Annotated in this window: 21 protein-coding genes and 2 pseudogenes; 14 read left to right on the top strand and 9 right to left on the bottom strand. The window is 39.1% G+C overall.

The genetic code is table 11. The annotated features are described in order from the left end of the window. Window positions 1–77 precede the first annotated feature (77 nt). Window positions 78–404: pseudogene (locus FE392_RS18415) on the bottom strand (site-specific integrase); the annotation flags it as partial. Between the two features lie 308 nt (window positions 405–712). Between FE392_RS18415 and FE392_RS18410 the strand changes: the two are divergent. Next, complete coding sequence (locus FE392_RS18410; protein ID WP_319931620.1) at window positions 713–1474, top strand: Thoeris anti-defense Tad2 family protein; 762 nt, start codon at window positions 713–715, stop codon at window positions 1472–1474. Window positions 1475–1493: 19 nt separating this feature from the next. Here the strand turns inward: FE392_RS18410 and FE392_RS18405 are convergent. Then, window positions 1494–1668 (bottom strand): annotated as a pseudogene (locus FE392_RS18405) (IS982 family transposase); the annotation flags it as partial. 302 nt (window positions 1669–1970) lie between these two features. On the opposite strand from FE392_RS18405, the gene FE392_RS18400 reads away from it, so the two are divergent. From FE392_RS18400 to FE392_RS18385, 4 genes are all read left to right on the top strand, one after another. After that, window positions 1971–2702, top strand: a complete 732-nt coding sequence (locus FE392_RS18400; RefSeq protein ID WP_319931619.1) for a Thoeris anti-defense Tad2 family protein — start codon at window positions 1971–1973, stop codon at window positions 2700–2702. 353 nt (window positions 2703–3055) lie between these two features. Next, window positions 3056–3205 (top strand): hypothetical protein, encoded by a 150-nt coding sequence (locus FE392_RS18395; protein WP_319931618.1) that lies wholly within the window; start codon window positions 3056–3058, stop codon window positions 3203–3205. A 117-nt stretch (window positions 3206–3322) separates the two neighbouring features. Then, entirely contained in the window at window positions 3323–3649 is a 327-nt protein-coding gene (locus FE392_RS18390) for a hypothetical protein (protein WP_319931617.1), read from the top strand. Between the two features lie 587 nt (window positions 3650–4236). Further along, window positions 4237–4992, top strand: coding sequence for a Thoeris anti-defense Tad2 family protein (locus FE392_RS18385; RefSeq protein WP_319931616.1), 756 nt, complete (start codon window positions 4237–4239; stop codon window positions 4990–4992). A 393-nt stretch (window positions 4993–5385) separates the two neighbouring features. Here the strand turns inward: FE392_RS18385 and dinQ are convergent, their stop codons facing one another. Then, window positions 5386–5469, bottom strand: a complete 84-nt coding sequence (gene dinQ / locus FE392_RS21375) for a damage-inducible type I toxin DinQ (protein WP_369292879.1) — start codon at window positions 5467–5469, stop codon at window positions 5386–5388. Between the two features lie 870 nt (window positions 5470–6339). Between dinQ and FE392_RS18380 the strand changes: the two genes are divergently transcribed. Both FE392_RS18380 and FE392_RS18375 read left to right on the top strand, forming a co-directional pair. Next, window positions 6340–7116, top strand: a complete 777-nt coding sequence (locus FE392_RS18380; protein WP_319931615.1) for a PH domain-containing protein — start codon at window positions 6340–6342, stop codon at window positions 7114–7116. Between the two features lie 350 nt (window positions 7117–7466). Next, a complete protein-coding gene (locus FE392_RS18375) occupies window positions 7467–10460 on the top strand; it encodes a non-ribosomal peptide synthetase (RefSeq protein ID WP_319931614.1) in 2994 nt (997 codons plus the stop codon). Between the two features lie 40 nt (window positions 10461–10500). On the opposite strand, the gene FE392_RS18370 is transcribed toward FE392_RS18375, so the two are convergent. From FE392_RS18370 to FE392_RS18360, 3 genes are all read right to left on the bottom strand, one after another. Further along, on the bottom strand, window positions 10501–11445 hold the full coding sequence (locus FE392_RS18370; RefSeq protein ID WP_319931613.1) for a hypothetical protein: 945 nt from the start codon (window positions 11443–11445) through the stop codon (window positions 10501–10503). Window positions 11446–11562: 117 nt separating this feature from the next. Further along, a complete protein-coding gene (locus tag FE392_RS18365; RefSeq protein WP_319931612.1) occupies window positions 11563–11898 on the bottom strand; it encodes an NIPSNAP family protein in 336 nt (111 codons plus the stop codon). A 78-nt stretch (window positions 11899–11976) separates the two neighbouring features. Further along, complete coding sequence (locus FE392_RS18360; RefSeq protein WP_319931611.1) at window positions 11977–12903, bottom strand: LysR family transcriptional regulator; 927 nt, start codon at window positions 12901–12903, stop codon at window positions 11977–11979. A 111-nt stretch (window positions 12904–13014) separates the two neighbouring features. Between FE392_RS18360 and FE392_RS18355 the strand changes: the two genes are divergently transcribed. Beyond that, complete coding sequence (locus FE392_RS18355; protein WP_319931610.1) at window positions 13015–13695, top strand: nitroreductase; 681 nt, start codon at window positions 13015–13017, stop codon at window positions 13693–13695. 528 nt (window positions 13696–14223) lie between these two features. Next, window positions 14224–14535 (top strand): cupin domain-containing protein, encoded by a 312-nt coding sequence (locus FE392_RS18350; protein ID WP_319931609.1) that lies wholly within the window; start codon window positions 14224–14226, stop codon window positions 14533–14535. A 288-nt stretch (window positions 14536–14823) separates the two neighbouring features. Here FE392_RS18350 and FE392_RS18345 read toward each other — a convergent pair whose 3' ends face one another. Further along, complete coding sequence (locus FE392_RS18345; protein ID WP_319931608.1) at window positions 14824–15507, bottom strand: DUF7424 family protein; 684 nt, start codon at window positions 15505–15507, stop codon at window positions 14824–14826. A 312-nt stretch (window positions 15508–15819) separates the two neighbouring features. Continuing rightward, window positions 15820–16170, bottom strand: coding sequence for a gamma-glutamylcyclotransferase family protein (locus FE392_RS18340; RefSeq protein ID WP_319931607.1), 351 nt, complete (start codon window positions 16168–16170; stop codon window positions 15820–15822). A gap of 638 nt (window positions 16171–16808) precedes the next feature. On the opposite strand from FE392_RS18340, the gene FE392_RS18335 reads away from it, so the two are divergent. Together FE392_RS18335 and FE392_RS18330 are read left to right on the top strand one after the other, a co-directional pair. After that, the gene (locus FE392_RS18335; RefSeq protein ID WP_319931606.1) at window positions 16809–18026 is read left to right on the top strand and encodes an ATP-grasp domain-containing protein; all 1218 of its coding nucleotides are present in this window, start codon (window positions 16809–16811) and stop codon (window positions 18024–18026) included. A gap of 11 nt (window positions 18027–18037) precedes the next feature. Beyond that, window positions 18038–19447: an FAD/NAD(P)-binding protein gene (locus FE392_RS18330; RefSeq protein WP_319931605.1), complete on the top strand. Its 1410-nt coding sequence runs from the start codon at window positions 18038–18040 to the stop codon at window positions 19445–19447. 52 nt (window positions 19448–19499) lie between these two features. On the opposite strand, the gene FE392_RS18325 is transcribed toward FE392_RS18330, so the two are convergent. Continuing rightward, window positions 19500–20258, bottom strand: a complete 759-nt coding sequence (locus tag FE392_RS18325) for a class I SAM-dependent methyltransferase (protein WP_319931604.1) — start codon at window positions 20256–20258, stop codon at window positions 19500–19502. A 1223-nt stretch (window positions 20259–21481) separates the two neighbouring features. On the opposite strand from FE392_RS18325, the gene FE392_RS18320 reads away from it, so the two are divergent. The 3 genes from FE392_RS18320 to FE392_RS18310 all read left to right on the top strand — a co-directional run bounded on the left by FE392_RS18320 (window position 21482) and on the right by FE392_RS18310 (window position 23922). Then, window positions 21482–21760: a gp53-like domain-containing protein gene (locus FE392_RS18320; RefSeq protein ID WP_319931603.1), complete on the top strand. Its 279-nt coding sequence runs from the start codon at window positions 21482–21484 to the stop codon at window positions 21758–21760. A 787-nt stretch (window positions 21761–22547) separates the two neighbouring features. After that, window positions 22548–23495, top strand: coding sequence for a phage tail fiber protein (locus tag FE392_RS18315; RefSeq protein WP_319931602.1), 948 nt, complete (start codon window positions 22548–22550; stop codon window positions 23493–23495). A 40-nt stretch (window positions 23496–23535) separates the two neighbouring features. Beyond that, window positions 23536–23922, top strand: a complete 387-nt coding sequence (locus FE392_RS18310) for a LecA/PA-IL family lectin (protein WP_319931601.1) — start codon at window positions 23536–23538, stop codon at window positions 23920–23922. Window positions 23923–23950: the final 28 nt, after the last annotated feature.

The raw sequence follows: 23950 nt of genomic DNA, 5'->3' as shown, positions 1-23950 counted from the left end.
TTTAGCATAACTCTTAATCAATTGGTCGGGAGTTCGAGCCTCCCACGACCCACCAATTAAATCAATAGGTTGCAAAGTTAATTGTTACCCGCAATTTTTCTGTGTGCCATATTTGTGCCATGCGCGCATAAAATACTGTCAATATTTTTTGCGTGCTCTTGTAAATGAACTGGGGATAGGTGGGCATATCGTTTCACCATTTCAATACTCTCCCATCCCCCCATTTCTTGTAGCGCCGACAATGGAACACCAGATTGAATCAGCCAGCTAGCCCATGTATGCCGCAAGTCATGGAACCTAAATCCTTCTATGCCCGCCCGCCTTAAGGCAGAATTCCATGACTTGTTGCTATCAACACGCATTTTTCTGATGGCTGGCGTCATAGTTCCATCATTCTTAACTGCTTCGTGCGGCTCCAACTTCTTCTTGGCTGATTGACCTTATCGGAGGGATTACAGGAGTATTTAAAACCACCTTCGATAGTAAACATCAGCTTCTATTTGTTCTCACTAGTACTAAACTTCAAATTTACACCTCACTGAATTGAGCACTCGACTAATAGTTGCATTTTATAATGCGTTACCATATTTCAATACGTATTGATTTTTTTATAAATCATTCAATTGAGATAAACATCCGAGCTACGTAATATCAACTGGCTAGTTAGCAGTAAGATGAAATTACCTTTTACGAATAATAAAGTGAGGTGTTTATGTCTGAAGTTAATAAGCTGGATGATAAACAATGTCCTTTTGATCCTGACCTGTATCACTATAAACAACAAATTGATATCGAAGTTGATAATGTGGCGCCAGATGGTTCTTTGCCATGGGCATTAATGCAAGTGTATGTAGGAAAGGTATTAAGTCGTAATCAATGGAATTCTAATGAATACATTCAGCTCTCTGCTAAAAATGATGGCAGTGAACCTATCCATATTGAGAAGCATGACCAACAAAGTTTTCCATTCCCTTGGGAGCCAACACCTGAAGATTTGATGGCGTGTGATTGGAAGTTGGTGAAGACAGAGGATTGCATGCTGTCTTTTGATCTTACGGTAGGGACTAAAGAATCTGACTATTTTAATAATACAGGCTGGGGATATATATTAGGTGGTATGGTTGGCTGGCCGAATACGGTGGGGGCTTTAAATATTAATGAAAATAATACGACTGATATTGCTAGGATAACAGGATTCAATTGGGGTAAGAATAACATATTTTATATTAATCTATCTACTAAACAGGACACTGAAAGTTACCAAAATATAGGTCTTCTATTCCAAAATAAAGAACTTCAAGTAATAGTTAATAATAAGTCTTATAATCTTGGTAAAGCATATCTGGGACACCATGAAAATGGTGGGCCTTATGACTACGAATTTTCGTATCAAAACTCTGAAGCACAAAAACTAGGAGATTTATTGATACAAAACGTAGGCAAAACACTGCATTTCTGCCTCAACTGGAAATAATCATTAATCTGAGTTCGGTTTAAGCCATCACCTGAAGCCCTGTTTTTTCAGCATAAGTGATATTTAGTGATGGCTTTTTCGGTATAAGACAATATGCAATTAACCCGCCCAGAAAACTCAGTATAGAACCGTGCAAACCGCGATGACGCGTGATGCGAATACTCAATTTGGCTAATGTTCTTGAGCTGATCATTATCTGATCACCGAACCCGCTTTTAGTTCCTGTCTTTTTTATTCTGCTTATTCCAAGCTCAGGTTAGTTGCTATCTGATTCATGGCGGGCATGGCATGTATCAGCACCAAACTTCAAATTTACACCTCACGGAGTTTCGTACTCGATTAAAAGATAAATTTTATAATGCTCAGCAATATATTAATGCATATTAATATCTACAGCACGTACTGTATTAAAATAAGAATCTGGCTTAAATAATATTAACTGGCTAATTAGCAATAGGATGAAAATAGCCTTTAACAAATAATAAGTGAGGGATTTATGTCTGACGTTAATAAGCCAGTAGTATTTGATAAAGATTGTTTACTTTCTCCGGATCAGTTCAAAGATAGTGTGGCACCTATCGGTTCTTTTCCTTGGGCAATAATTCAAGTGTATCTAGGGAAATACTTGCGCCGTAAAGACTGGAGCTCTCCTGCTCAATATATACGCCTTAAGCCCCAAACAAGCACGGAGCAAATCTATATAGAAGAGCATGATAAACACGGGCAATGGGCATCATGGTTTCCGAAGCAAAAAGACATGGTGGCGTGTGATTGGGAAGAGGTGATGGCAGAAGGCTACACGCTATCTTTTGATCTTAAGATAGGGACTACCCAATATTATAATGGTGGAGATCCTGATGGCGATAAAGTTCAAGAATGGGGATATTTGGCTACAGATACAGATGTAGAGGGAAGCTTGCCGCCTTATGGCACTTTGACTAACCTTCAAAACACTATAGGAATTGGAGGCATCTTATCATTTTGCCTTAGAGAGTTGCCCATAGGAACTTTCTTCGATATGGACATGAATGTTAGCACCCAAATCCAACCAGACTTAGGGAGTAAAAATCTCAAAGTAGTGGTGAATGGTTTAACGTATGATCTTGGCTCTCTCCCAGGTTCACCTGTAGCTCGTATTCTCTATACTTCTGATGGCGCAAAAAAACTAGGTGACCTAATGAAACAAAACGTAGATAAAACCTTGCATTTTTGCTTCAACTGGAAATAACCCAAGCTCTAAATTTTAAGGCTACGCTTCGGCGCGGCCTTTTCTGTATTTGCCACCACAATCGCTCTCATCAACATCCGTATACACACATTGCGGCTGGCAACCTATTAACTCAACTTACAGGAGAAACTCTCTCACCCCACGGACGCCCATTGTTCTGATAGGGTGGAAATATGTTGTAGTGATGAATCGTCAGGAGGCCTTAAATCGCCTTTTTGCAACAGGGTGTGTTTCTATCCATGACATCGCCGACTTTCGTAACAGTCAGATAGGCGAAGACGAAACAGGAAAGCTTGCATATCAAGCCGTATGGTAATTTAAAGATAGCACTCTGCAAAGCCCTGCGGCAGTGAGTGCCAACTCAGAACTGGCCACCGGAAAGGACGGTATCAAGTGAAAACTTCCCCACTAAAGCGGCTACCAAGCAACTGGCTGATTTGATGGACTGGGAGATGCCAAAGAAAGTCGAGCTGACTGCCTTGAAGATGGCTGAACCAGATTGAAGTACATCAAGTTAGTAATACAACAAACGGTTAATGAAAGAATTGAATAATAGTGAACTGCGTTGATTCACTGTATATTGTATAAACTATTTTACTCTTCAGTTTATCGAGGGAGTTATGAAAAAAGGACTTTTTATCATTTTAGGTGCCGCTTCTGCACTTCTCTTATCTTACGTTGGTTCTGGCTGCATATCGAAGCTTCCTATTTTTTATAAAGGTAATGACGTTCTTTGTTATAGGCAAATGAATTTGCCCGCGGTAATAGAAAAAAACAGCGGGAAAGAGATTGCTATAACTAAGTTTTCCATTATAGACCCACTAAGGAAAGTTGTTATTTATCCGCAAGGTATGGAACCCCATATTTTATGGGCTGATGGTAATGAAGAGCTTAAAATTTTTACATATGATAAATTCGCTGAGTGGGAAGATCTGCATAATAAATAGCATTTATTAGTCAAATTCAAACAGACTTTCAACCGGAAAGTTAGATACTATATGTGAACGCCAAAAAATTAAAACTGGATTGCGTATTGTATATGTTTACTAGAGCACCAATTATCACCGCTCACTGTCCTATAACCAGAGTTCCCCCATGACACTTTCATCTTCATGTCAATTTGCTGCCATTCAAGATTAATAATGCTCAATCATCACAATCGCATCGCTAACAAATTTCAATGTCTCGGGAAATTCAGTTATCAACCTAACTTCCTCGAGCAGTTCCAACCATCAAATGATTTTATTCTTTAGTTCGTTAACCGTATCAGAGGAATTACAGAAGTATTTAAAATTACCTGTGATGGCAAACATCAACTTATATTTTTTTCGTCAGTACTAAACTTCAAATTTACACCTCACTGAATTGTACACCCGACTAATAGTTGCATTTTATAGCGTGTTACCATATTTCAATGCGTATTGATTCTTTTATAATTCATTCAATTGAGATAAAAATCCGAGCTGCGTAATATCAACAGGCTAGTTAGCAATAGGATGAAATTACCTTTTACTAATAATAAAGTGAGGTGTTTATGTCTGAAGTTAATAAGCTGGATGATAAACAATGTCCGTTTGATCCTGATCAATATAAAGTCAAAATTAATGATACAGTTGCACCTTTTAGCTCATATCCGTGGGCAATGATTCAAGTATATTTAGGAAAGAAAGTATATCGTAACAATTGGAATTTTCCTGTTGAATACGTACGCCTTGCGGGCTTGCCTGATAATGATCCTTATATTGAGAAATATACGCCAAATAATCCAATACATTGGCAACCAACACAAGAAGATATGTTAGCTTGTGATTGGAATCTGATGGATTGCATGTTGTCATTTGAACTTACATCGGGGAGTGGCACATATAATAACCCTAGCTTGCCACATGAGCCTGTCGCTTGGGGTTATATAAGAAATATTGATTGGGGGCATCATTTTGGAGAATTAAACAAAGAGAAAAATAATGTAACTGACATTGAGAAAATATGGTGTTTTCTATTGAATAATGGAGTTATTTTCTTTGACGTACGTACCAAACCAAATAAAGAAAATCGCCAAAATGTAATAGATTTATTCCAAAGCAATGACCTTTGGATAACAATCGATAATATAAAATATAACCTTGGCAAATCCACTCCAACACTATATCCAAACACTTCAAACAATGAAAATTATGATTTCGAGTTTAAGTATCAAAATCAAGATGCAAAAAAAATAGGTATCTTATTGCAACAAATGCAACAAACTGGACAACCCAAAAATTTTTGCCTCGATTGGGCTGGTAAATAAATTTCCAAACCGGCACCTTGAACTTAAGACCGCGTTCTTGCGCGGTCTTTTTCATATTTTTCACTGCTATCATCTAACCACATCCGTATCTGCATATTGCAGCTAGCATCCTATTTAACTCAACTCGTAGAGCCGCTATCTCACTTCATAGAAGCCCATTATTCTAATAGGATGGGACATGAAAATGAAAGAATATCCTGATTTATGGGCCGATCTGTTAAACAGCCTTAAATATTTGTAGCCACAGATATCCTGTTCTATCTTGCTTGGTAAGCCTAATTTTTTGTTTTGTTACGGCCGCTTAATTTATAATGGTGCAAAATGCAAGTACCACAAATGTTAAAGGCCACCGGGTGGTTAACCCGATGGCCTTAGCTACGTTTCCGTTGTTTCTTACATTAGAAATCTACGGATCAATTCTAAAAGCGCAACTAACGCTTTAAGAACGATGATTGCAGTGTCGATCAATGCTTTCATCCGTTTGGCTCCTATGATTAGGAGCACGACTTACACCAACTTTTGCCTTTACACTGCCTGTCCAGCTGGTTCTCGTAAGTGTTGGCTTAGAGATATCGCGCTCTGGTCGAGGCACTGAATCAGCACCACCTGTATTCAGCCAGGCTTTTTTACATCATCGTTTGCGCGCGACCAGTTTGCTTATCTCACCAACAAAGGAAATTATAAGTTGATTCTGAAATCATTCAATCAATCGACGTGATAGATAGAGGAAAACAAAAAAACCAACTGGTGAGGTTGGTTTTTTGCTTTTGATGAGCTTGTCGTTCACTGTGCTATTTATTACGTGGTTGGTAACCTTGAGGATAGCGCGACATCTCTAAGCCAACCTCATCAGTCTAATACCTCTAGTATAAAATATCAACCTATGGTACGACATACCAAATCTCACACAAATAAATATATAGCAAACATAAGAATTAATGTTATTTAGCAAAGAATTGAATTAATTACTTCGTTGAAAATAAAGTTGAGCAAGCCAGAACACAGTGTTGGTGAATTATGAGTATATTTTTTGGCACGAAGGCATACTATTGTACCAAGCATGACCATGCCACCAGATATCAAACCATATTAACCTGAGTATACAGGTAATGAATTGAAGTGAAAAATTGATCTAAGCAATATTAACTATTAATGGGTTGCTTAGTAGTAAAATGAAATCATATTTAACTCTTCCCTTGGAATTACAAGTAATTTTTGCGTTATTTCATCAACAGAGATAAAATACCAGCTTAATTTTTCACTTCAGAAATTGTTTTAATTATTTTTCTAACAATTTCAATTAGCTATATTTTTGTATCGCTTGGCGATTTAACTAAAGGATGCCCCATGACTAATTACAAGACCGCATCTGACGATGATTTAAACGCAATATTCGATAGGTTGGCCGATGACTTTCCTACCACATTTGGCAAAAGAAAAGATTTCTTATATGTTATTAGAACGTTAAATATTGATGAATACCCTATTGCCGTCTTGGCCGGAGATCAAGATGGTCTAAAAGGTACATTAATATTATTGACCAATATTAGTATTCACTTTGTAAGAATAAATATTTTTAATAAAAAATATCATTGCCGTTTTTCTCTGAAATCACTCAATAAATATGAGTATAAAAATGGTTTTTTATTTTCAAAATTAATTTTACAAATAAATTATCAGGAATACACATTCAATAATATTAATATTAAAACACTTGATAAGTTTATTCTAAAGTTAAATGAATCTCAAACAAACCTCCAATCAACTCAACCAAAATTAGATAAAAAACCGTCACTGCAATATAATTTTCACCAAAATAAGATTGAACCCCAAGAATCAATAGAGCCTAAATCCCCTATCGAATATACGGGTGATTTACTCGAACAACTTAATTTCATTAAAAAACTTAAAGTCCTTGGCGCAATTGATGATAAAGAATTTAATATGTTAAAAACATATATTTCAACGTCAAGTTTTGATCAAAAAGCTACAATCGATTTCAAAATGTTGGCTGAGTATTTAAGTAAAATGAATGAGTATGTTAGCCACGGTGATATTACTAAAGAATATTTTACAGATCAGAAAACGACTCGATTACAATCATTGTTAACCCGTTCTGACTAAGAAAAAAACCTCATAACCAACGTGCCAGATGATTAACTCATTGTTATAAATAACTTAATCATCTCTTGGCCAAAAAAACTTATTGTTGACTCCTGTTATACCCATTTCCCGCCAATTAAAAACCACTCCTTCAAGCATCTATAAAAACGCGTTGATAAGAAAAAAATAAAAATTTTTGAAATGCGTCGCAAAAAACGGGATATAAAGCATCCCCCGGGTACTTGTATTCAAAATCCACTTAGTTCATTATCGATATAGTAACTTAATGTTATTATTTCATTGGTTTGTTTATATAAAAATCATTGGTATCAAATAGATATAATTATCCCATTATATTGTAGGGGGTTTGAATGCTGTCTTATTTCCTGAAGCAGGTCAGTAATTATCCTAATAAAGTCGCTATCTCCACATCTGAAAAAGCGCTTGATTATCATACACTCAAACAGCAAGCAGCCTCCCTCGCCGGTTCTCTACGGTCACTTGGAGTATCACATGAAACGCCTGTTGCAATCCTGCTGCCACCAGGCACTGAACAAATCACAAGCCAGATTGCCATTCTTATGGCGGGGGGAAGCTGTGTTCCTCTCGATCCGAACGTACCAACAGCACGTCTAAACGATATGTTGGATGATCTGGCCGTGAAATGGACTATTACCGATTCACCAGACAAGTCCCGCCAATTACACACGACTCTGGTTTCATTTTCTGACCTTCTTGAAGGGAAAAGCTTAGCCGACGAAGAGATTAGTAATCTGGCGCCAAACCATCGAACCCATGTTCTCTTTACTTCCGGCACAACCGGCAAACCGAAAGGCGTGCAGATCGAGAAAAAAAGCATTATGCGAACCATCGTCGATACCACATATGTACGCTTCACGCCTGAAGACCGCATTGCTTGCACTTGCAACCCAACATTCGACATTTCATTGTTCGAAATTTGGGGAGCACTTCTCAATGGGGCGATGATTTTCGTGCCTTCCAAGAAGGATGTATTGGATATAAAGCATTTTCAAGCTGAGCTGGTAAGGAAGAAAATTTCTGTTATCTCCGTCACAGCAACCCTTTTCAATCTGATCGCAAAAACATACCCTCAGGCATTTCGTGATATTCAGTATGTTTTGATTGTGGGCGAAGCCCCCAATGCTCACATGGTGAAATTGGTTCTTGAATCCGGCGCGCGCCCCAAACACCTGCTTAATGCGTATGGCCCAACAGAAAGTACGATATTTGCACTTTCACACGATATCTGTCTGGACGATTTGGTTGATGGCAGTGTTCCTATCGGGCTGCCAATCAATCATACCAGCGCATTCGTCCTGAATGATGAGATGGAACCACTGGCTCCGGGAAATATGGGGCAACTCTATCTCGGGGGCGAAGGGCTCTCGCGGGGATACTGGAACCGTGATGAATTGAATGCAGACCGCTTTGTGCAGGTTACTCTTCCCGGCAGCTCCCAACCGATACGGCTTTACAAGACTGGTGACCTTAGTTGGCAACGGGATGATGGCGTTTTTATGTTCTCAGGCCGCATTGACAGTCAGGTGAAAATACACGGTCACCGCATTGAGTTGGAAGAAATTGAGATTCAACTTTTGGAAAACCCGGAAATTAGTTTAGCCAAGGTCTGTGCTGTGAAAAACGAAGGTGAAGATGATTTCCTTGCCGCGTTCGTTGTTCCGCACGCGCCGGAGACTTTCGATCGGGAGCAGGCTATTCGGAAATTGGGGGAATATCTGCCTGCATATATGCTGCCCCGTATTTTCGTCATCGAAAATATCCCGATGACACCGCATGGAAAGGCAGATCAGCGTAAGCTTATAGAATTGCTCACAACACAGGCACCATCTGAAGAGCGTCCTGCCGGTTTCAATGATATTGAGTATGCAATATATTGCATCTGGAGCAAGATCCTTAAAAACAGTAACATTTCCCTCGATGACAACTTTTTTCAATTGGGCGGCAGCTCCCTGCAAGCATCGCGCCTTGTGATTGAACTGGCTCGCCAATTCGATCAGCATCTTTTAGCGCAAACGATTTACGAAGTTCCCAACCTTCGACAACTTGCCGAAATCGTTTCACAAGGCGATTCCCCGCAGGCGCAGGATGAAGTGGCAGAATGGCTACGCGATGGGCAACTACCGGGCGATATCAAGCCATTAACAGAAGCACCGAGAGACTGGGCAAATATTGCTGGATCATCCATTTTCCTGACAGGTGCAACCGGTTTCTTGGGTGCATTTTTCTTACGTGATCTCCTTGTTTCCAAAGAGATCAAAGAAAAAATGATAAACATTGTTTGTCTCACGCGAGCAAAAGATGACGCGACCGCATACCAACGCATTGAGAATAATCTTTTCAAATATGGTTTGTGGGACGACTCGTTTGACGGGCGTTTCAGGGCAGTTGCTGGCGATTTGTCTCAACCTAATTTAGGCGTAAGCGAAGAACGTTACGGTGGATTGACCAGCACGAACGATGTCATTTTTCATCTGGCCGCAGATGTTAACTATATTCACCCTTATCGAACACAACGAGCCTCCAACATTGATAGTACGTTGAATATTCTTCGTTTCGCGACGCAAGGCAAAGCCAAGGCCGTGCATTATGTATCAACAATTGCAGCATTTGGCCCGGTTGGATTACTGACCCCAACGGATCGCATCTACGAGAATGATAGCCTTACCCCTTATGTTGAGGGGCTGAAATATGATACCGGCTATGCACAAAGCAAGTGGGTTGTCGAACAACTCATCTGGCAGGCACGGGAGCTCGGTATTCCGTTGTCGGTCTATCGGCCGGGTTTCATTATGGGCGACAGCGTTAGCGGGGTCGGCAATCTCAATGATTTCGTCGCACGCCTGATCATGGGTTGCATTGATCTCGGTGCCTGTCCGATATTACCGCGCCAATGGAAAGAATTCGTGCCGGTCAACTATGTCAGTGCAGCCATTTTGGCTATCGGGAGTGATATACGGAACTTAGGTCAGGCATATAACCTTGTGCCACCGAGAGAAGAGTCTGTTGATATTGACAGCTTCTTCCGTCTCTTGGAGGAGTGTTCTGGTACCCCATTGCAGGCGCTTTCATACAGTGAATGGCTCACTAAACTGGCGAGCGATCCCCATCTAGATGACAATGAATTGTTGTCCTTACTGCCCATGCTTTCTGAGCGTGTTTATCAGCAGTTAACCCGATGGGAGGTCAATGAAAACATGCCAATTTTTGATATCAATAATACGAATTCAGCATTAGCCAAGGCTGCAAACCCGGTGCATTTAGCCCCAATGGACAAAGAATTACTCTCAAAGTATCTTCATTATTATCTTCCTGAAAGGGGCTAATAAAACTCTCAGCTACCCGAGGAATATCGGGTAGCTTTTTTCATAATATCACTGTATCAAAGGTAGTATTGACACCGACTATATCGATAGTTGCATTTAAAGGCTTTATCATTTCATCTATCCCAAAGTCGGTGTTCGCTATTTGCATGCTCCCGCCACTCCAATTCATGATGAAATGATTATTGATGTCAATAATCTCATTTTCTTCGTAGAGAATGCTCATTGCTGAAAGTGCGGATTCACTTAATGCATATAATTCATTATCGTTAGCCATATTTTCTTTAACGACGTCGTCTTGCAAATTTAATGATCCCAATCCCCCCTCTCTTTGATCAAAAAATTCGCCATATTGTTCTGATTTGCCATATTGCTCAAAAGAAATAACATTATTTTCCGCCAGATTAATAATACCTGAGCCAGTAAAATCAAAAGGAAAAGCTGAGTCTATTTCTTTAAATATCTGGACACTGCAATCCATATTATCGATTATCATATTCGGTGAAATACCGATTAAATCAGGGATGGCATCCGCATTGCCGCCTTCACGCGTAATGGACAGAATAGAATTGACAAATTTGATGCAGTTATTTTTAAGGAGATGATAATCTTTGGGAAATGAACCAAACTCACCATCAAAAACACCATTAATGACATCGGAGAGATAATTTTCAATATTTTTGATTACCTGCTCGGTATATAGTGGATATGTGATGCTAGTGACTTGAAATTTATCGTATCCTGCTGAGTCTTTAAACGTAATATTATCAGCCCCGCCGATTTCCTTGGTTTCACCTGTGCCCCATCCGATAGACTCCCCCTGAAATTCAACCCAGGCATGCCCAAATTTTGAATGGCTGATTTCACCAGCTTCATTCGTATATATCGTACCTGCCGGTGCTATTTTGACGGTGATAGTCTCTAAATGTGTGCCTGAAAGATGAGCATTAATATTCTTGTCAATTAATCCATAATCCTTACCGATCATATGCTTTCTTCCCTTACCTGAATTTAAAGAGCGTCTAACCTACTTAAAAGCAAACGGGTTATCAATATTACAATTGATAACCCGCATATAAAAAATATAATTGGTTGCTATAAATAGTCACTCTATTCGCAATGCATTTATCACGGATTCTGGCATTTCAACAACAGTTTTAACACTGTTATTTATTTTTTCAATGATCTCTGTCCTTGGCCCATTAATCCATTCATCACTTTTATAAAACTTATCCAACACCGTTGATAAGTCATTCATATCTTTGAATGCACGCATGAGACAGTAAGAATCTTCATGATGCAATGAATTTCCAAAACTAATAACATCAATTCCCTGCGAGCGATGTAAAGGCACACTGATATCAACCATTATTTGATGAAATTGTTTACCTGTTCCTTCTTTTAATTCGTATTGAAGAATTTCTATTATTTTGTTTTTCATGTAGGGGCCTTGCTTATTGTTATATTTACTGTGATGCCTTGAGCATCTGTTAAGCCATTATAAACTGACCAAACTTCTCTATTTCCAGTACGGAGGAGTGCCAAATTTTTCCAGAAAAAAATCAATAACAACCCGGGTATTGAACGACGGATATCGATTCCCGGGATAGAGCATGTATATTGATTGTTCAGGTGCTCCTGTTGAAACATCATAATCCATGTTGATCTCTATCACTCTCTTTTGCTTCATTGAGTTATCTATCTGCCAGTCAGGAAACAAAATAATTCCCGCCCCATCTTCAACCGCACGAGTGAGCATTTCTGCATTATTTGAAGCTATCTTGGGCTCAGGTATAAATTGAATATTTTCCTTCCCTCGCTGAAATGACCAGCATTGTGGCCCCATCACACCTTTGTACATTAGAAGATGATGTTTCTTTAAATCTTCGGGCCTTGTCGGAGTGCCGTGTTTTTCCAAATATTCCGGGCTTGCAACCAAATAGTGCGTTTGATTGGAAATGAACCGGCCATGAAAACCGGAGTCTTTCATGGGGGCAATTCTCAGTAATAAATCAGTCGATTCCACCAACGGATCAATAAAATCATCTGTCAGATTGAGTTCAAGGGATAATTCAGGGTAGAGGTTACTGAGTTCCCCAACCCACGGAGTAATGTGGAGTAATCCAAAGGATAACGGAGCATTGAAACGGAAACGCCCGCTGGGGATCTGCTTTCTTTCCCCAATCAAAGCCTGTGTTTCATCCAATTGCTGAAGAATATTCCTGAAGGCATCTGCATACATTCGCCCTTCATCTGTTGCAGACACAGCCCGTGTATTGCGGTAAAGCAGTGGTGTTTCAAGGGCTTGTTCCAGTAGCTGCACCGTTCGCGAAACTGAAGAAGGCGCAATGCCTTCTCGCCTGGCGACTTCAGACAGGCTCCCTTCCCCAAGAATGGCAAGAAATATTTGCATTGAACGGGCATTTATTTGGGTTAAATCCTTCATTTGTGCAAAATCCGCAAAAGTGTTTGCGAGATTATATGGTTTTTCCGAACGATTCACACGCCTAAAATACCCATCAACATTTTGAACTCACTGACAATAAAGAGAAAATGAATGAATACAACTACACTGGCATTTGATGAAACCGTTCGCAACCGTTTTTCCCCTCGCGCATTTTTGCCCACGCCTCTTACGGATGAGCAAATACATCAGGTTTTGGCTGATGCCCAGAACTCTCCTTCTAACTGTAATACCCAGCCGTGGCATGTACATATTGCCTCTGGTAAAACAAAAGAGGCGCTTACTGAGGCGATGCTGCAAAACACGTCAAAAGGTCTTATAACACCTGACTTTTCCTTTGATTACGCTGATTTTTACGGAGATTACTTTGATCGAAGCCAAGAGCAGGCTCGAATTTATTATGAAACCCTTGGTGTCGCACGGGAAGATAAAGCCAAACGAAACGAAGCCTATTTACGGAACTTCAAATTTTACGGTGCGCCTCACGTCGCTTTTCTGTTCATGCCTTCATTTGGTGATGGCATCCGTGTTGCATCAGATATGGGTATGTATGGTCAGACATTTCTTTTATCTCTTGCTGCCAGAGGTTATGCGGGTATCCCACAAACTTTACTTGGTTTTCATGCTGATGTGGTCAGGGAAATTCTGGGTGTATCAGAACAATATCGCCTGCTGTTCGGTATTTCATTTGGGTATGCAGACTCAAACGCCCCTACTCATCATGTCCGCATGGGACGTATTTCTGTCGATGAGAGTGTAACTATTCACAATTAATTTAAAGGCGCAGAGCTCTGCCTGAAAGGCTTTACAGATAAAATCTAATAGTTATTTTCCGCAGGGTATCGGAAAGCTAGTTCGGTAAAAAATGAGTTTGGTGGAAAAAAATATCTCAAAATAGCCTTAATATGAGCACTATTTCTTAAAACCAAAATTGCCGAATCGCTTGATCGGTATCCTGCACATTTCTTGAAATGTTGCCTTATAGTGACAGAAGGCCATATAGATAGCGATTAGATGGTTTTAATCATTCAAAGGAATAAAGCAAAAATGCGGATTCTGGGGAAACAGTATTTATTTATCTTTATACACTCTTTACTTGAGTAAATACAGTTACTGATTGCGATTATTTCCAGTTCATTTTCTATTCAGGCTGCCTGATAACCTCATAAAATCCCCTCTAACAATTCCTTGCTGGAATATAAAAAAACAGGATATTTACAGAAAAATATCAGGATCTTGTGTCAATAAAATAAACACCATAATATATTAACAATAGCTAACCACCCGAGATGAACCTAAATTATGGAACATATTAAAAGTAAGAAGTTTAAAACTGAGCAGGCATGGGGTTCTCGCCTTATCACTAATCTTGAAGGTGTCACGATTAAATTGCACTGGACAGATCAACCCTATAAATGGCACATCAACGATGGTGAGGAAGTCTTTGCCGTAATGGATGGTACTGTCAATATGCATTACAAAGATAGCGGACAGGAAAAAATCGCAACATTAAATACTGGCGACATATTTTACGCAACCGTTGGGACTGAACATGTTGCCCATCCACTCGGAGAGGCAAGAATACTCGTAATCGAGCGGGAAGGCAGTATTTAACTCATGCCCTAAGGAAGGGGCAAACATCTTTATCGACCGAATATTTTAATTAATCCCTATAACTGCTACAGCAAATTTATCTTTGCGGTCAGTGAGAAAATTGACTATGCAGATGATGAATTTTGGAATATACCAACATACTGAGGCTTGGACATCAGTGTCCAGATATTGGAAAATTTGGTGTGAAATACAAAGTAATGTTTCTCACGGGAGCCATGCCCTGAAAAAGCCGCATTTCTGCGGCCCAGAAATAAACATAATTATCGTCTTGTATCAAAATAAAACAGGCTATTTTTTATCTGCCCGGAAGGAATCGAAATAGTCAGGTGTAACGAGGAAAGGAACATATTCACCATTAGACAACGCTGAATTGGAAACATCCGAGAGCCTGAATTTCATTTCCTTAGCCAGATTGACCCCATTGGCCACGAGAGGAACATCTTTATTTTTTGCGTTTGTCATATAAGTTCCAAGGCTAATCAGCGTTGGCACAGGTTTAGAACCCTTTTCAAGAATAACACTCATCCTGATATCCAGTTTTCCCATCATATCTTTTTGTGCCTTTTTAATCTTAGCAAGCACATTTTTTTGAATCACTGCACCTGCATAGGCTTTTTTCTGGGAAAGAATATAAACTTCCGCTTTATTTCCTAATTGACCATTATCCGGGAACACCCCCACCGCAACAGGAATAGTAAAGTGCGCATAGGAGTCAAAGTTTTTTCTATAACATTCGACATACTTAGCATCTGCAAATATAGTGGGTATTTGCTGTTTTAACTTGATTAAATCTTTTGATTCTTGACGTGAATCTTCGTAGTTAGTACAGGAAGATACTTCAACATTAATATTCCCTTGAACAAGTTTATGCTCAGCCGATGTCAAATCATCCGTATTCACTTTTGTTTCAACATCAACCTTACAGCCTGAAAGAACGAGTACTGAAGCCGCAGCTACTAACCATTTTTTCATTTTAAATACCTTTTATATTATTAAAGTATGTCCATATCATGATTACACCTAACTACAAGAGATTTATAGCTTTCACTATTCTTACGCCGTTGCAAGTCTCTTGTTACAACAGTTGTTCATGCTGGACATTTTCCAAAAAATAATTCCCCCACGTTAGGGAGATTAGATACGCTATAAACCATCTTCAGTAGAATGCAATAATTGAAATTAGAGGGCAAATAAACTAAATGCAAAATTATAAATTTGCCATTGTGATCACTTGCGGAGACAGTCAATCGAATTACTGTCTCACTCTCGAATGGCAAGATTTATCTATGAGGCTTTGACATAAACCCAAGCATACTTGCCTGAGCTTAAGTGTACACTTATACGTTCGTAATCGGAAACTTCATATCTATCCGCAGCAGCAAGTTCATTTTCGGTAATTTCAAATACCATTCCTTCTACCTCATCAGATGGATCTTTTGAAGGTAAAACAACTGGATGGAATCTTTCACCACTCTTTTGGATGACATCAAGGTCTTTAATTTCCAGTATTTCTTTACGAAAACCGGGGATTGTATCTTTGTGGCCTTTCAACAATCTGCCAAAAGAGGAAAGTTGCACCGACTCAAGTTGCAGCGTTCCATAGGAAAAGAGAAGAATTTTATTTGGTTCTGACACTTACATCACTCATGTGTTAAGAAATATTTATTCCGTTATATAACAACTGTGCAACAATGTTCAACATAAAATTTAGTTTAATCATTAGATTGCAATACAGATTAAGAGTAGCTGTTCCTATAATTATCATTGATCGGATAGTGTGTCTAAATCACAAACAGCGTTCCTTATTTCTAAATTCCCAATATATACAGTTAATTACATTGGTCAATTTAAAGCCCTTGTTTGCCTTCAATTGTTTCATAAAAACCAACAGTGGAATTATTCGTTGGTTAGGTATCACTATTAATGTTACGTGCTTGATGTGATTTGATTCATAAACTGTATCTTTTTTGTTGAACCCGACAAACTTGTGTATAACATTAAATACGTTCGCTACAAATACGTATATGCCCCATTATTATCTTAATTTTTCTGATTTTTTGGTATTTGCCACATAAGCGTGGATAAACCGTATCTATTTTAAATTATCTTGATTATTACTCTATGTATGATGCAAGCAGGGAAATATTATTCAATTTCATTGGTACAGAGAAATAATTATGAAATTCAACTTTAGTATTGAGAATATAAGCACCTCACCCTACTCTTTTTCATGCTCTCATTTTTATTATATTTGACAGCATTTAGGAGTTTTCATGAATATATTATTATGCCCTCCCAAAATTATCCTTCAACATCCAAAGACAGAATGGCTTTCATTGCAGAAAACTGCACCGCTGGTCATTGCAACCTGCGCCAGCCAGCAAAAAGAAATTACTCAGCATCTGGGCGCTGACATTACTGTACGTTTTTATGACAATTTTAATGATAACTCATTAGTTGAACTCGATTTGTATCGCTTTGCCCGGGACAATAACGTAACAGGCGTTCACTTTCTTGCTGAAATTGATGTACTGAGAGCCGCCCGCATCAGCGATCGTCTGGAATTGACGCATGGGCGTGCACAATCGGCGATGCTTTTCCGGGACAAATTTTTGATGAAATCTTTGGTGCAGAGTCATCAAATCGCCATTCCTGCAATGGCACTCGTCAATAATGCCACTGAGATCGCTATTTTTATTGAGGAATATGGTTACCCATGTGTAATAAAACCCAATGATGGACGAGGTTCACAGGGCGTAGTCGTGGTTAAAAATGATAGCGAGCTGAACAATTATCTGTCACAACTTACTCCTTTGCATTATCACAATCTTTTGATTGAAAAATTCATTGAGGGCGAACCCTATCAGATAAACAGCCTTTACCTACGCGGCAAACCTATCTTTGTATCAGCCTCGCGCGCTACCGTATCCTGCCTGGATTTTCTGTCGGGTTCTACGCTTGGGCTGGTCATGGAAGATGACAATCCTCTTCATCAGAAACTTATTGCCTATGCGCGACGTCTGGCGGAGGAAGTATTTCCCACAGAAGAAAATGCCTTGCTCCATCTGGAGGTCTTCGTCAACAAACAGAATGAAATTATTTTTGGTGAGTTGGCATGCCGGCTTGGGGGGTGTTTCGTGAATGAGGAATTAGGTGCCGCCTTTGGCCTAGATCCGCGAATGATCTGGCTTGCTGCTTGCCTGAACGATAATTATCCGGAAAAGCTGTTACAACGCACTCCACTCAAACAAGTCGGGCAACTTAATGTACCGCCTCAAAACGCCACACTTACTGCTATTGAGCAAACCTGCCCGCTCCCCTTCGTCCTCAAATACCGTGCAACTGGTATCGTGGGCCGACACTATGATCCAATGAAATTAACTAATGGTGAAATAATAAGCGCCATTGTTGAAGGGAAAAACAGCAATGAGGTCGATGAAAACCTAAACATCCTGGCTAACTGGGTAGCTTCCCATACACATTGGGTATAAGGGCCAATGAAATGAGAAGCTACGCAATCATTGGTACAGGATATGCCGGCATTTCTGTTTTAGCACGCCTTCTGGAGTTACCTGAATCAGAAATAGCCAGCATAACGTTGTTTGATATTCCCGAGAAACTGGCAGTGGGGACAGCTTTCGCCGAGGATGTCAGCACTAATTTACTTAATCGCCCCGTCAATACTATGTATTTTCGTGAACAGGGAGATTTTGGAGCATGGCTTGAGGAGAATACGTCAGACACGCCTGTTGCGCATGATGCATTTGTCCCGCGCGCACGCTTCGGTCAGTTTTTATGCTATCAATTGCATCGATGTCAGCAGCTAGCTGCACAACGTGGTATTAGCCTCAGGATCGTGCCACAACGGGTTGTAGACTTGGTTCCCCTGGCTCAGCAATTTAGGATAGTGACCGAGGATGGTGCCAGTGCATTCTATAGCCGGTGCTTTTTATGTCTTGGTACAGCAACTTGCCATGATCCTTACGGCCTAAAAAATCAGGCAGGTTATTATGATACTGTTTGGCCTATTAACCGCTTGAAAATCGATGATACCGACAGTGTCGCGATTATTGGCAGCCGCTTATCAGCCCATGATGCAGCGATTGCGATTGCCCCTCGGTGCCAAAAAATTTACTTCATCTCACGCAAAGGAGCGTTGCCGCGTCAGGTTAGCGGTTACCATAAAATCACTCCGCAAATGTTCACCCAAGTGGAAATTAAACGGCTTTTTGCAATCCATGGCAAAATCACCGTAGCACAATTATTCAGATTACTGCGCCGAGAGTTTTCGGCGCATAACTGCTCGCTGAGTCAGTTCATACAAAACACAGATCCGGGTGTCACAGCGATGAGTATTCTGATGGCTCTTAATAATAATGTGAGCTATGCCTGGCAGCATCTTGGCGAACAACAACGACAGTATTTTACACAACGCTGGCAAGCACGTTGGCAGCAGTTGCGTATTCCCATTGCGTCTCCTAATGCCCAGAAAATCACGGCTCTCTTTGCCAGCGGGCAACTGGAACATCTTCATGGCAACATCATCATTAAGCCGCTGGCTAAAGGGTTTGAAATATCGGTTCCCAGCGGCGTATCGGTTCTGGTTGATAAAATAATTAACGCCAGCGGTATCAGCAATTCCCCGGAAAATTATCCCCTTGCACAGCGTCTCGTGCAACAAGGTATTGCGGTTGCTCACCCTTTTGGTGGAATTAAAGTTTGCCCTGATTCGCTCTGCCTCCGGAATGCAGTTGGTGAAATCGTACCTGGAATCAAATGTATTGGGCAACTGACAGTCGGCGAATATTATGCGGTAGGCAATATTGATGTACTGCATAGTCAAGCCAAGCAGGCGGTAGAAAGTGGTTGGCATGATGCCCCTGCGAGCATACCGCTGGTGCCGGATTCTTGATAGCGAACCTGCCCTGGCTTTCCATCGCCAAAAGCAGGCATTGACAGTTTGATTATTTTTGAGCGACAACGACCATCTTTTTACTCTCTGGGTTCCAGTTTCTGTCACTTACGAGTCCGGAATAAAAATCAACCTGCTTAAAGCCACTGTGATGCAGCATTCTTGCCAATTCTTCCGGTCGATAAAATACGACATCAAAGGTAGTACAACAGGATCTATCCTTACGGTGGGAGGTAATCGTATATTGCAGACTAACTCCCTGCTCATACTGTATTCCTGAGACTTCTTTTTTTATTATCAGATTTTCATCACCTTTATTAATCACGACTGTTTTCATAAAACCAGATGACTCCAGCGTCGCGCCATTAATCGTATCAATAACGATTTCTCCTGATGATTTTAATTGGCGGGCACAGCGTTCAAGAAAACGAATATTTCGTGCATGGGGATAATAACCAAAAGAGTTAAAAAGATTAACGATCAGGTCAAATTGGTGTTCTTCCATCATATTGTCCATTTCGCCCTGAATAAATTGCCCGCGATCGCCAAAATCATGCATTTGTGCCTGAGCAATAAAGCATGGTGATATATCGATACCAGTGACACGGTGACCCAATTTCATAAATGCTTTGCTATGGCGTCCATAGCCGCAAGGGGTATCCAAGATATGCAGTATTCCCTGCTGCTTGGACATTTCCAGAATACTTTTGACCTCGTTATCTGTGACAGTATCATCTACGCGATCTTGCTGAAAATACATAAAATCATCTAATGCAAAAAACTCAGCGGGTGAGAGATTGAGTATTGTCATAACGTTTCCTTTTGTAATCACATGTAGAATAAAAAAGGTATGGAATTCTTTCTAATCAAAAAAATTGCATTGTTGTATTGAACTTAATTAATCCGGATTATGGATAAGATTTTGATTTTATGAATTACGGCTAAGGTTGATTTGTATTTCGTTACCCATGCAAAATGGTTCATTGAAGCCGATGATATTTTTCGGATTATCTAGTGCAATGCTTATCGAGAAGCAGCATTTTTATCCATAGTAACGCCGGATAGGTTTAAGTAAGTCCACTATACATCAAATTGGTGTTGCAAAAATGGAGTGTGTCCATAGATTTCATTTCCAACTATAATGATTTTTTATAATAGCTGGAATACTGGGCTTTAGTTCAGGACAACCACATCAATAATTATCAATGTCCGGCGGAATGTATCTGAACTATCGATTGTGATTATAGAAACGAAATCAAAGAAACAAAACATAATAGTTTCACTACTATAGTGATAATGTAGAAGGCACAGCTATTCTTTCAAAATTAGTTATTGGTTTTCATCTATGAATGAAAATCAAGTAGCAAGAATGGATTGAGTAAATAATTAGAAAAAAATTAGCCCCCCTGATCACTCGCAATAGTGATAGCCATTTTACCGTCATTGTTTACTATGAAATTCAATAATCCTCCAACAATATGTTAGACTATTTATTCGGTTATGATAGTATTCATTGGTTACAATTTAATTTCAGCTAATATTATTAGGATATAGGATATGTTTAGTAAAGAATGGTTAAAAAGAGAAATAACATCATATTTTAAGAGTGTTTTTTCTTACATGATATGGTCTTATATTCCTGCGTTATGTATTTTGGGCTGGTCAGTTTTTGTTTTTTATTTTTTCCAAAGTTACTGGGGATTGTTAACTACGGTAGGTATAATAGTTGTTTTATTATTTACAGTTTATTTTTCATTTAAATCTAGCTAGACACATTTAACATCCCTTTTCACTTCACTCTCCACGTTCTGGTGCGCCTGGCATTATAAAATTCAATCTAACAAACTTATTATTCCAAATAATAAATATAACAATTCAAAACACATCACTCACAAAATAAATCAGTTCACTATCATCAATGACTTATAAATAATATGCATTGCCGTTCATCTTCTTTTATGGTGTTATTTAGACCGCATCAAACGACTCTAAATTATCTTTATAATATTCCTATCATACTTACTTGGGGGGTTTATGAATAATACTGCATCAATACTTCAAAATGGCTGGTGGAAATGTGGTTCTACAGGAGTCATTCATCAATGGGGAGTGATAAATAGAGCATATGATGAAACCCGAATTTATTTCCCTATTAATTTTCCTCATAATTGTTTGAATGTGCAATTAACCCTGTCAAGCATCAGTGGGAGAAGTAGTGATAATATAGTTGCCAAGGATATAACATCAACAGGATTTACATATTATGCTCATGGTGGAGAAGCCCAGTCTTATTGGTTTGCTATAGGTTATTAATATAAAATCTCTCTTTTATAACTGAATGAATAATAAAAACCCGCCTGCCATGCTGGTGGGTTTTTACTGAAATTTCGTGATCTATTAAATGCATCAACACACTGATTATTTTAAACTCATGCTCCAATAAATAAAATATAACCTCAGTCACTATGGTGAGAAATATTTAAAACCCTAAACAATTTATTTTTGGTGAGAATTTATCTAACCTGCATAAATTCACATATTTTCCGCATCAATCCACAAATAACTGGCTCTGGGAATCGAAAGAGGCTTGCGGCAAACCCGCAATCACAATGTAGTTTTCAGTTTTAATTCTCTCGGCCTTTTTTCTCCGCAGGGCGGAATGTTTTCTCATTCCATTCCAATTTTATTTTCTTCCGAAAATTTTCACTTTTATTTCTTAGGCTATTAGATAAAACTCACACCTATACGGCACTTCCTTGACTAAACATTCTCATTTGTAATATTAATCCAATAAATTTAATTAATTAAAATAGATAATTACACGAATTAATAATAATCCATCCCATCGATTTGTAAGGGAATTTTACGCCCTTGGTATAAAATACTCATCAACTTTTATCAGTAGATGAACAAATTTTAAAGATCCACCCTTTGTTATTTTCTGTCATCCTCCAACAAAACATGCACCTATTAAATATTAATCAATCCGTACTCTCCAATATTGATGAACCAATTTTATTGATGTTCACAGGCGGAGCAGTATCCCACCGCCTTCATGTTACTTAGCAATGTGTATTGTTGATTATATGAGGGAATAAATATGAGTACTCGAGACAGTAGTAATTCTGTAGATGTTCCCACAATGGCCGATGTCAAAAAAGCCATTAAAGAAGCAATTGAAGAACATGCCGCTAGTCGCAATCATCCATATGCGACAATGGAAGATAAGGGCCTTGTTACTCTTAGTAATGAAACGGACAGTGATAGTGAAATAACTGTTGCAACTTCTAAGGCTGTTAAAAAAGCCTATGATTTAGCAAAAAATGCCGTGCCTGATAATAGAAAAATCAATGATAAACCATTAACGAATGATATTATATTGGATTCAAAAGATGTTAATGCACTGAATGATGTTACAGTTTTTGGTTATGTTCCGGGTTCCGAATATTCTGGCGTGTTTAGTGTTAGTAGCTCTGCTAATGGATATGCAAAAGGAATTAATTTTGGATTGCTAGATTATGATACGGGCCAAATATATATTCGTTCGTCAGGAGATTTATATGCCTATTATTTTATTAACGGAGGGGAAGGACACAAAGGGGGGAGACGCGTAGGCGGTAAAATTTGGTCAGAAATTAATACCACTACAGATAATAATGGCTGCATTAAAAAATTAACCCCTACAGTTCTAATTTACTCAAATGGTAAATATACTACCAACAAAAAATCCGAAAGTGTTATTGTCGAACGTTTATCAAAAGGTACTTATCTCATTAAAGGTGTTATGGGTTTAATGAATGACGAAGCCGTAGGCTGCGTAGAAATTCCGAGATGTCAGAACGATCTACCAATGATATGGATTAATCATGAAATCCTTCCCGATGGATCCATCAAATTGATGACCTACCACCGTGAACATTCAGATGCACCCACTTTCGCCAGAAATATACGTGAAGGTTACGTGGACGGTGATTTAATTGATATCCCCGAAGGAAGATTTGTTTCAGTTAGAATACAAATGCCTGATGTTCAAGAATCACAATCTTAATTTCTTTGTTATTTTCAAAATATAATTTGGAGGTAATACTATGTATGATTGGTCTGGAACTGTTCCTGCTAAATTTGAACAAGGTCAACCCACGGGGCTTACACTCCGAAAAGGGGATGTGGTATCCATTATTGCTAAAGGATGGGTTCAATATGGAGGTCCAGGAAACCCATATACCGCACCTCAAGGTGTTGCAGATGAACCTAATAATTTAGCATATAGCTTAGTTGCTAAGATTGGTGGTAAAACTTATGAAATTGGCAATGGAGTCCTTCATAAGACAATACCTATCGATGGTGAATTAGTATTTATATTTAACGACTATGCGGGTGATTTTGGCGATAATTCAGGTGAATTTCATGTTGATGTAAAAATAGAGTCACGTTATTCACCTGATTATCTGAAAGAAATAAAACCTATCAATTAAAGTAGCCAACTTGCATTCACATAATAAG

The sequence above is a fragment of the Xenorhabdus santafensis genome (assembly GCF_033949405.1).
Taxonomy (GTDB): domain Bacteria; phylum Pseudomonadota; class Gammaproteobacteria; order Enterobacterales; family Enterobacteriaceae; genus Xenorhabdus; species Xenorhabdus santafensis.
The sequence above is the reverse complement of the archived record's forward strand: the minus strand, read 5'-3'. Positions and strand labels throughout refer to the sequence as shown.

Excerpts from the sequence above, each read along its gene's own strand:
- FE392_RS18410 (WP_319931620.1), top strand. The coding sequence starts at position 713 with ATGTCTGAAGTTAATAAGCTGGATGATAAACAATGTCCTTTTGATCCT.
- FE392_RS18400 (WP_319931619.1), top strand. The coding sequence starts at position 1,971 with ATGTCTGACGTTAATAAGCCAGTAGTATTTGATAAAGATTGTTTACTT.
- FE392_RS18390 (WP_319931617.1), top strand. The coding sequence starts at position 3,323 with ATGAAAAAAGGACTTTTTATCATTTTAGGTGCCGCTTCTGCACTTCTC.
- FE392_RS18385 (WP_319931616.1), top strand. The coding sequence starts at position 4,237 with ATGTCTGAAGTTAATAAGCTGGATGATAAACAATGTCCGTTTGATCCT.
- dinQ (WP_369292879.1), bottom strand. The coding sequence starts at position 5,469 with ATGAAAGCATTGATCGACACTGCAATCATCGTTCTTAAAGCGTTAGTT.
- FE392_RS18380 (WP_319931615.1), top strand. The coding sequence starts at position 6,340 with ATGACTAATTACAAGACCGCATCTGACGATGATTTAAACGCAATATTC.
- FE392_RS18375 (WP_319931614.1), top strand. The coding sequence starts at position 7,467 with ATGCTGTCTTATTTCCTGAAGCAGGTCAGTAATTATCCTAATAAAGTC.
- FE392_RS18370 (WP_319931613.1), bottom strand. The coding sequence starts at position 11,445 with ATGATCGGTAAGGATTATGGATTAATTGACAAGAATATTAATGCTCAT.
- FE392_RS18365 (WP_319931612.1), bottom strand. The coding sequence starts at position 11,898 with ATGAAAAACAAAATAATAGAAATTCTTCAATACGAATTAAAAGAAGGA.
- FE392_RS18360 (WP_319931611.1), bottom strand. The coding sequence starts at position 12,903 with ATGAAGGATTTAACCCAAATAAATGCCCGTTCAATGCAAATATTTCTT.
- FE392_RS18355 (WP_319931610.1), top strand. The coding sequence starts at position 13,015 with ATGAATACAACTACACTGGCATTTGATGAAACCGTTCGCAACCGTTTT.
- FE392_RS18350 (WP_319931609.1), top strand. The coding sequence starts at position 14,224 with ATGGAACATATTAAAAGTAAGAAGTTTAAAACTGAGCAGGCATGGGGT.
- FE392_RS18345 (WP_319931608.1), bottom strand. The coding sequence starts at position 15,507 with ATGAAAAAATGGTTAGTAGCTGCGGCTTCAGTACTCGTTCTTTCAGGC.
- FE392_RS18335 (WP_319931606.1), top strand. The coding sequence starts at position 16,809 with ATGAATATATTATTATGCCCTCCCAAAATTATCCTTCAACATCCAAAG.
- FE392_RS18330 (WP_319931605.1), top strand. The coding sequence starts at position 18,038 with ATGAGAAGCTACGCAATCATTGGTACAGGATATGCCGGCATTTCTGTT.
- FE392_RS18325 (WP_319931604.1), bottom strand. The coding sequence starts at position 20,258 with ATGACAATACTCAATCTCTCACCCGCTGAGTTTTTTGCATTAGATGAT.
- FE392_RS18320 (WP_319931603.1), top strand. The coding sequence starts at position 21,482 with ATGAATAATACTGCATCAATACTTCAAAATGGCTGGTGGAAATGTGGT.
- FE392_RS18315 (WP_319931602.1), top strand. The coding sequence starts at position 22,548 with ATGAGTACTCGAGACAGTAGTAATTCTGTAGATGTTCCCACAATGGCC.
- FE392_RS18310 (WP_319931601.1), top strand. The coding sequence starts at position 23,536 with ATGTATGATTGGTCTGGAACTGTTCCTGCTAAATTTGAACAAGGTCAA.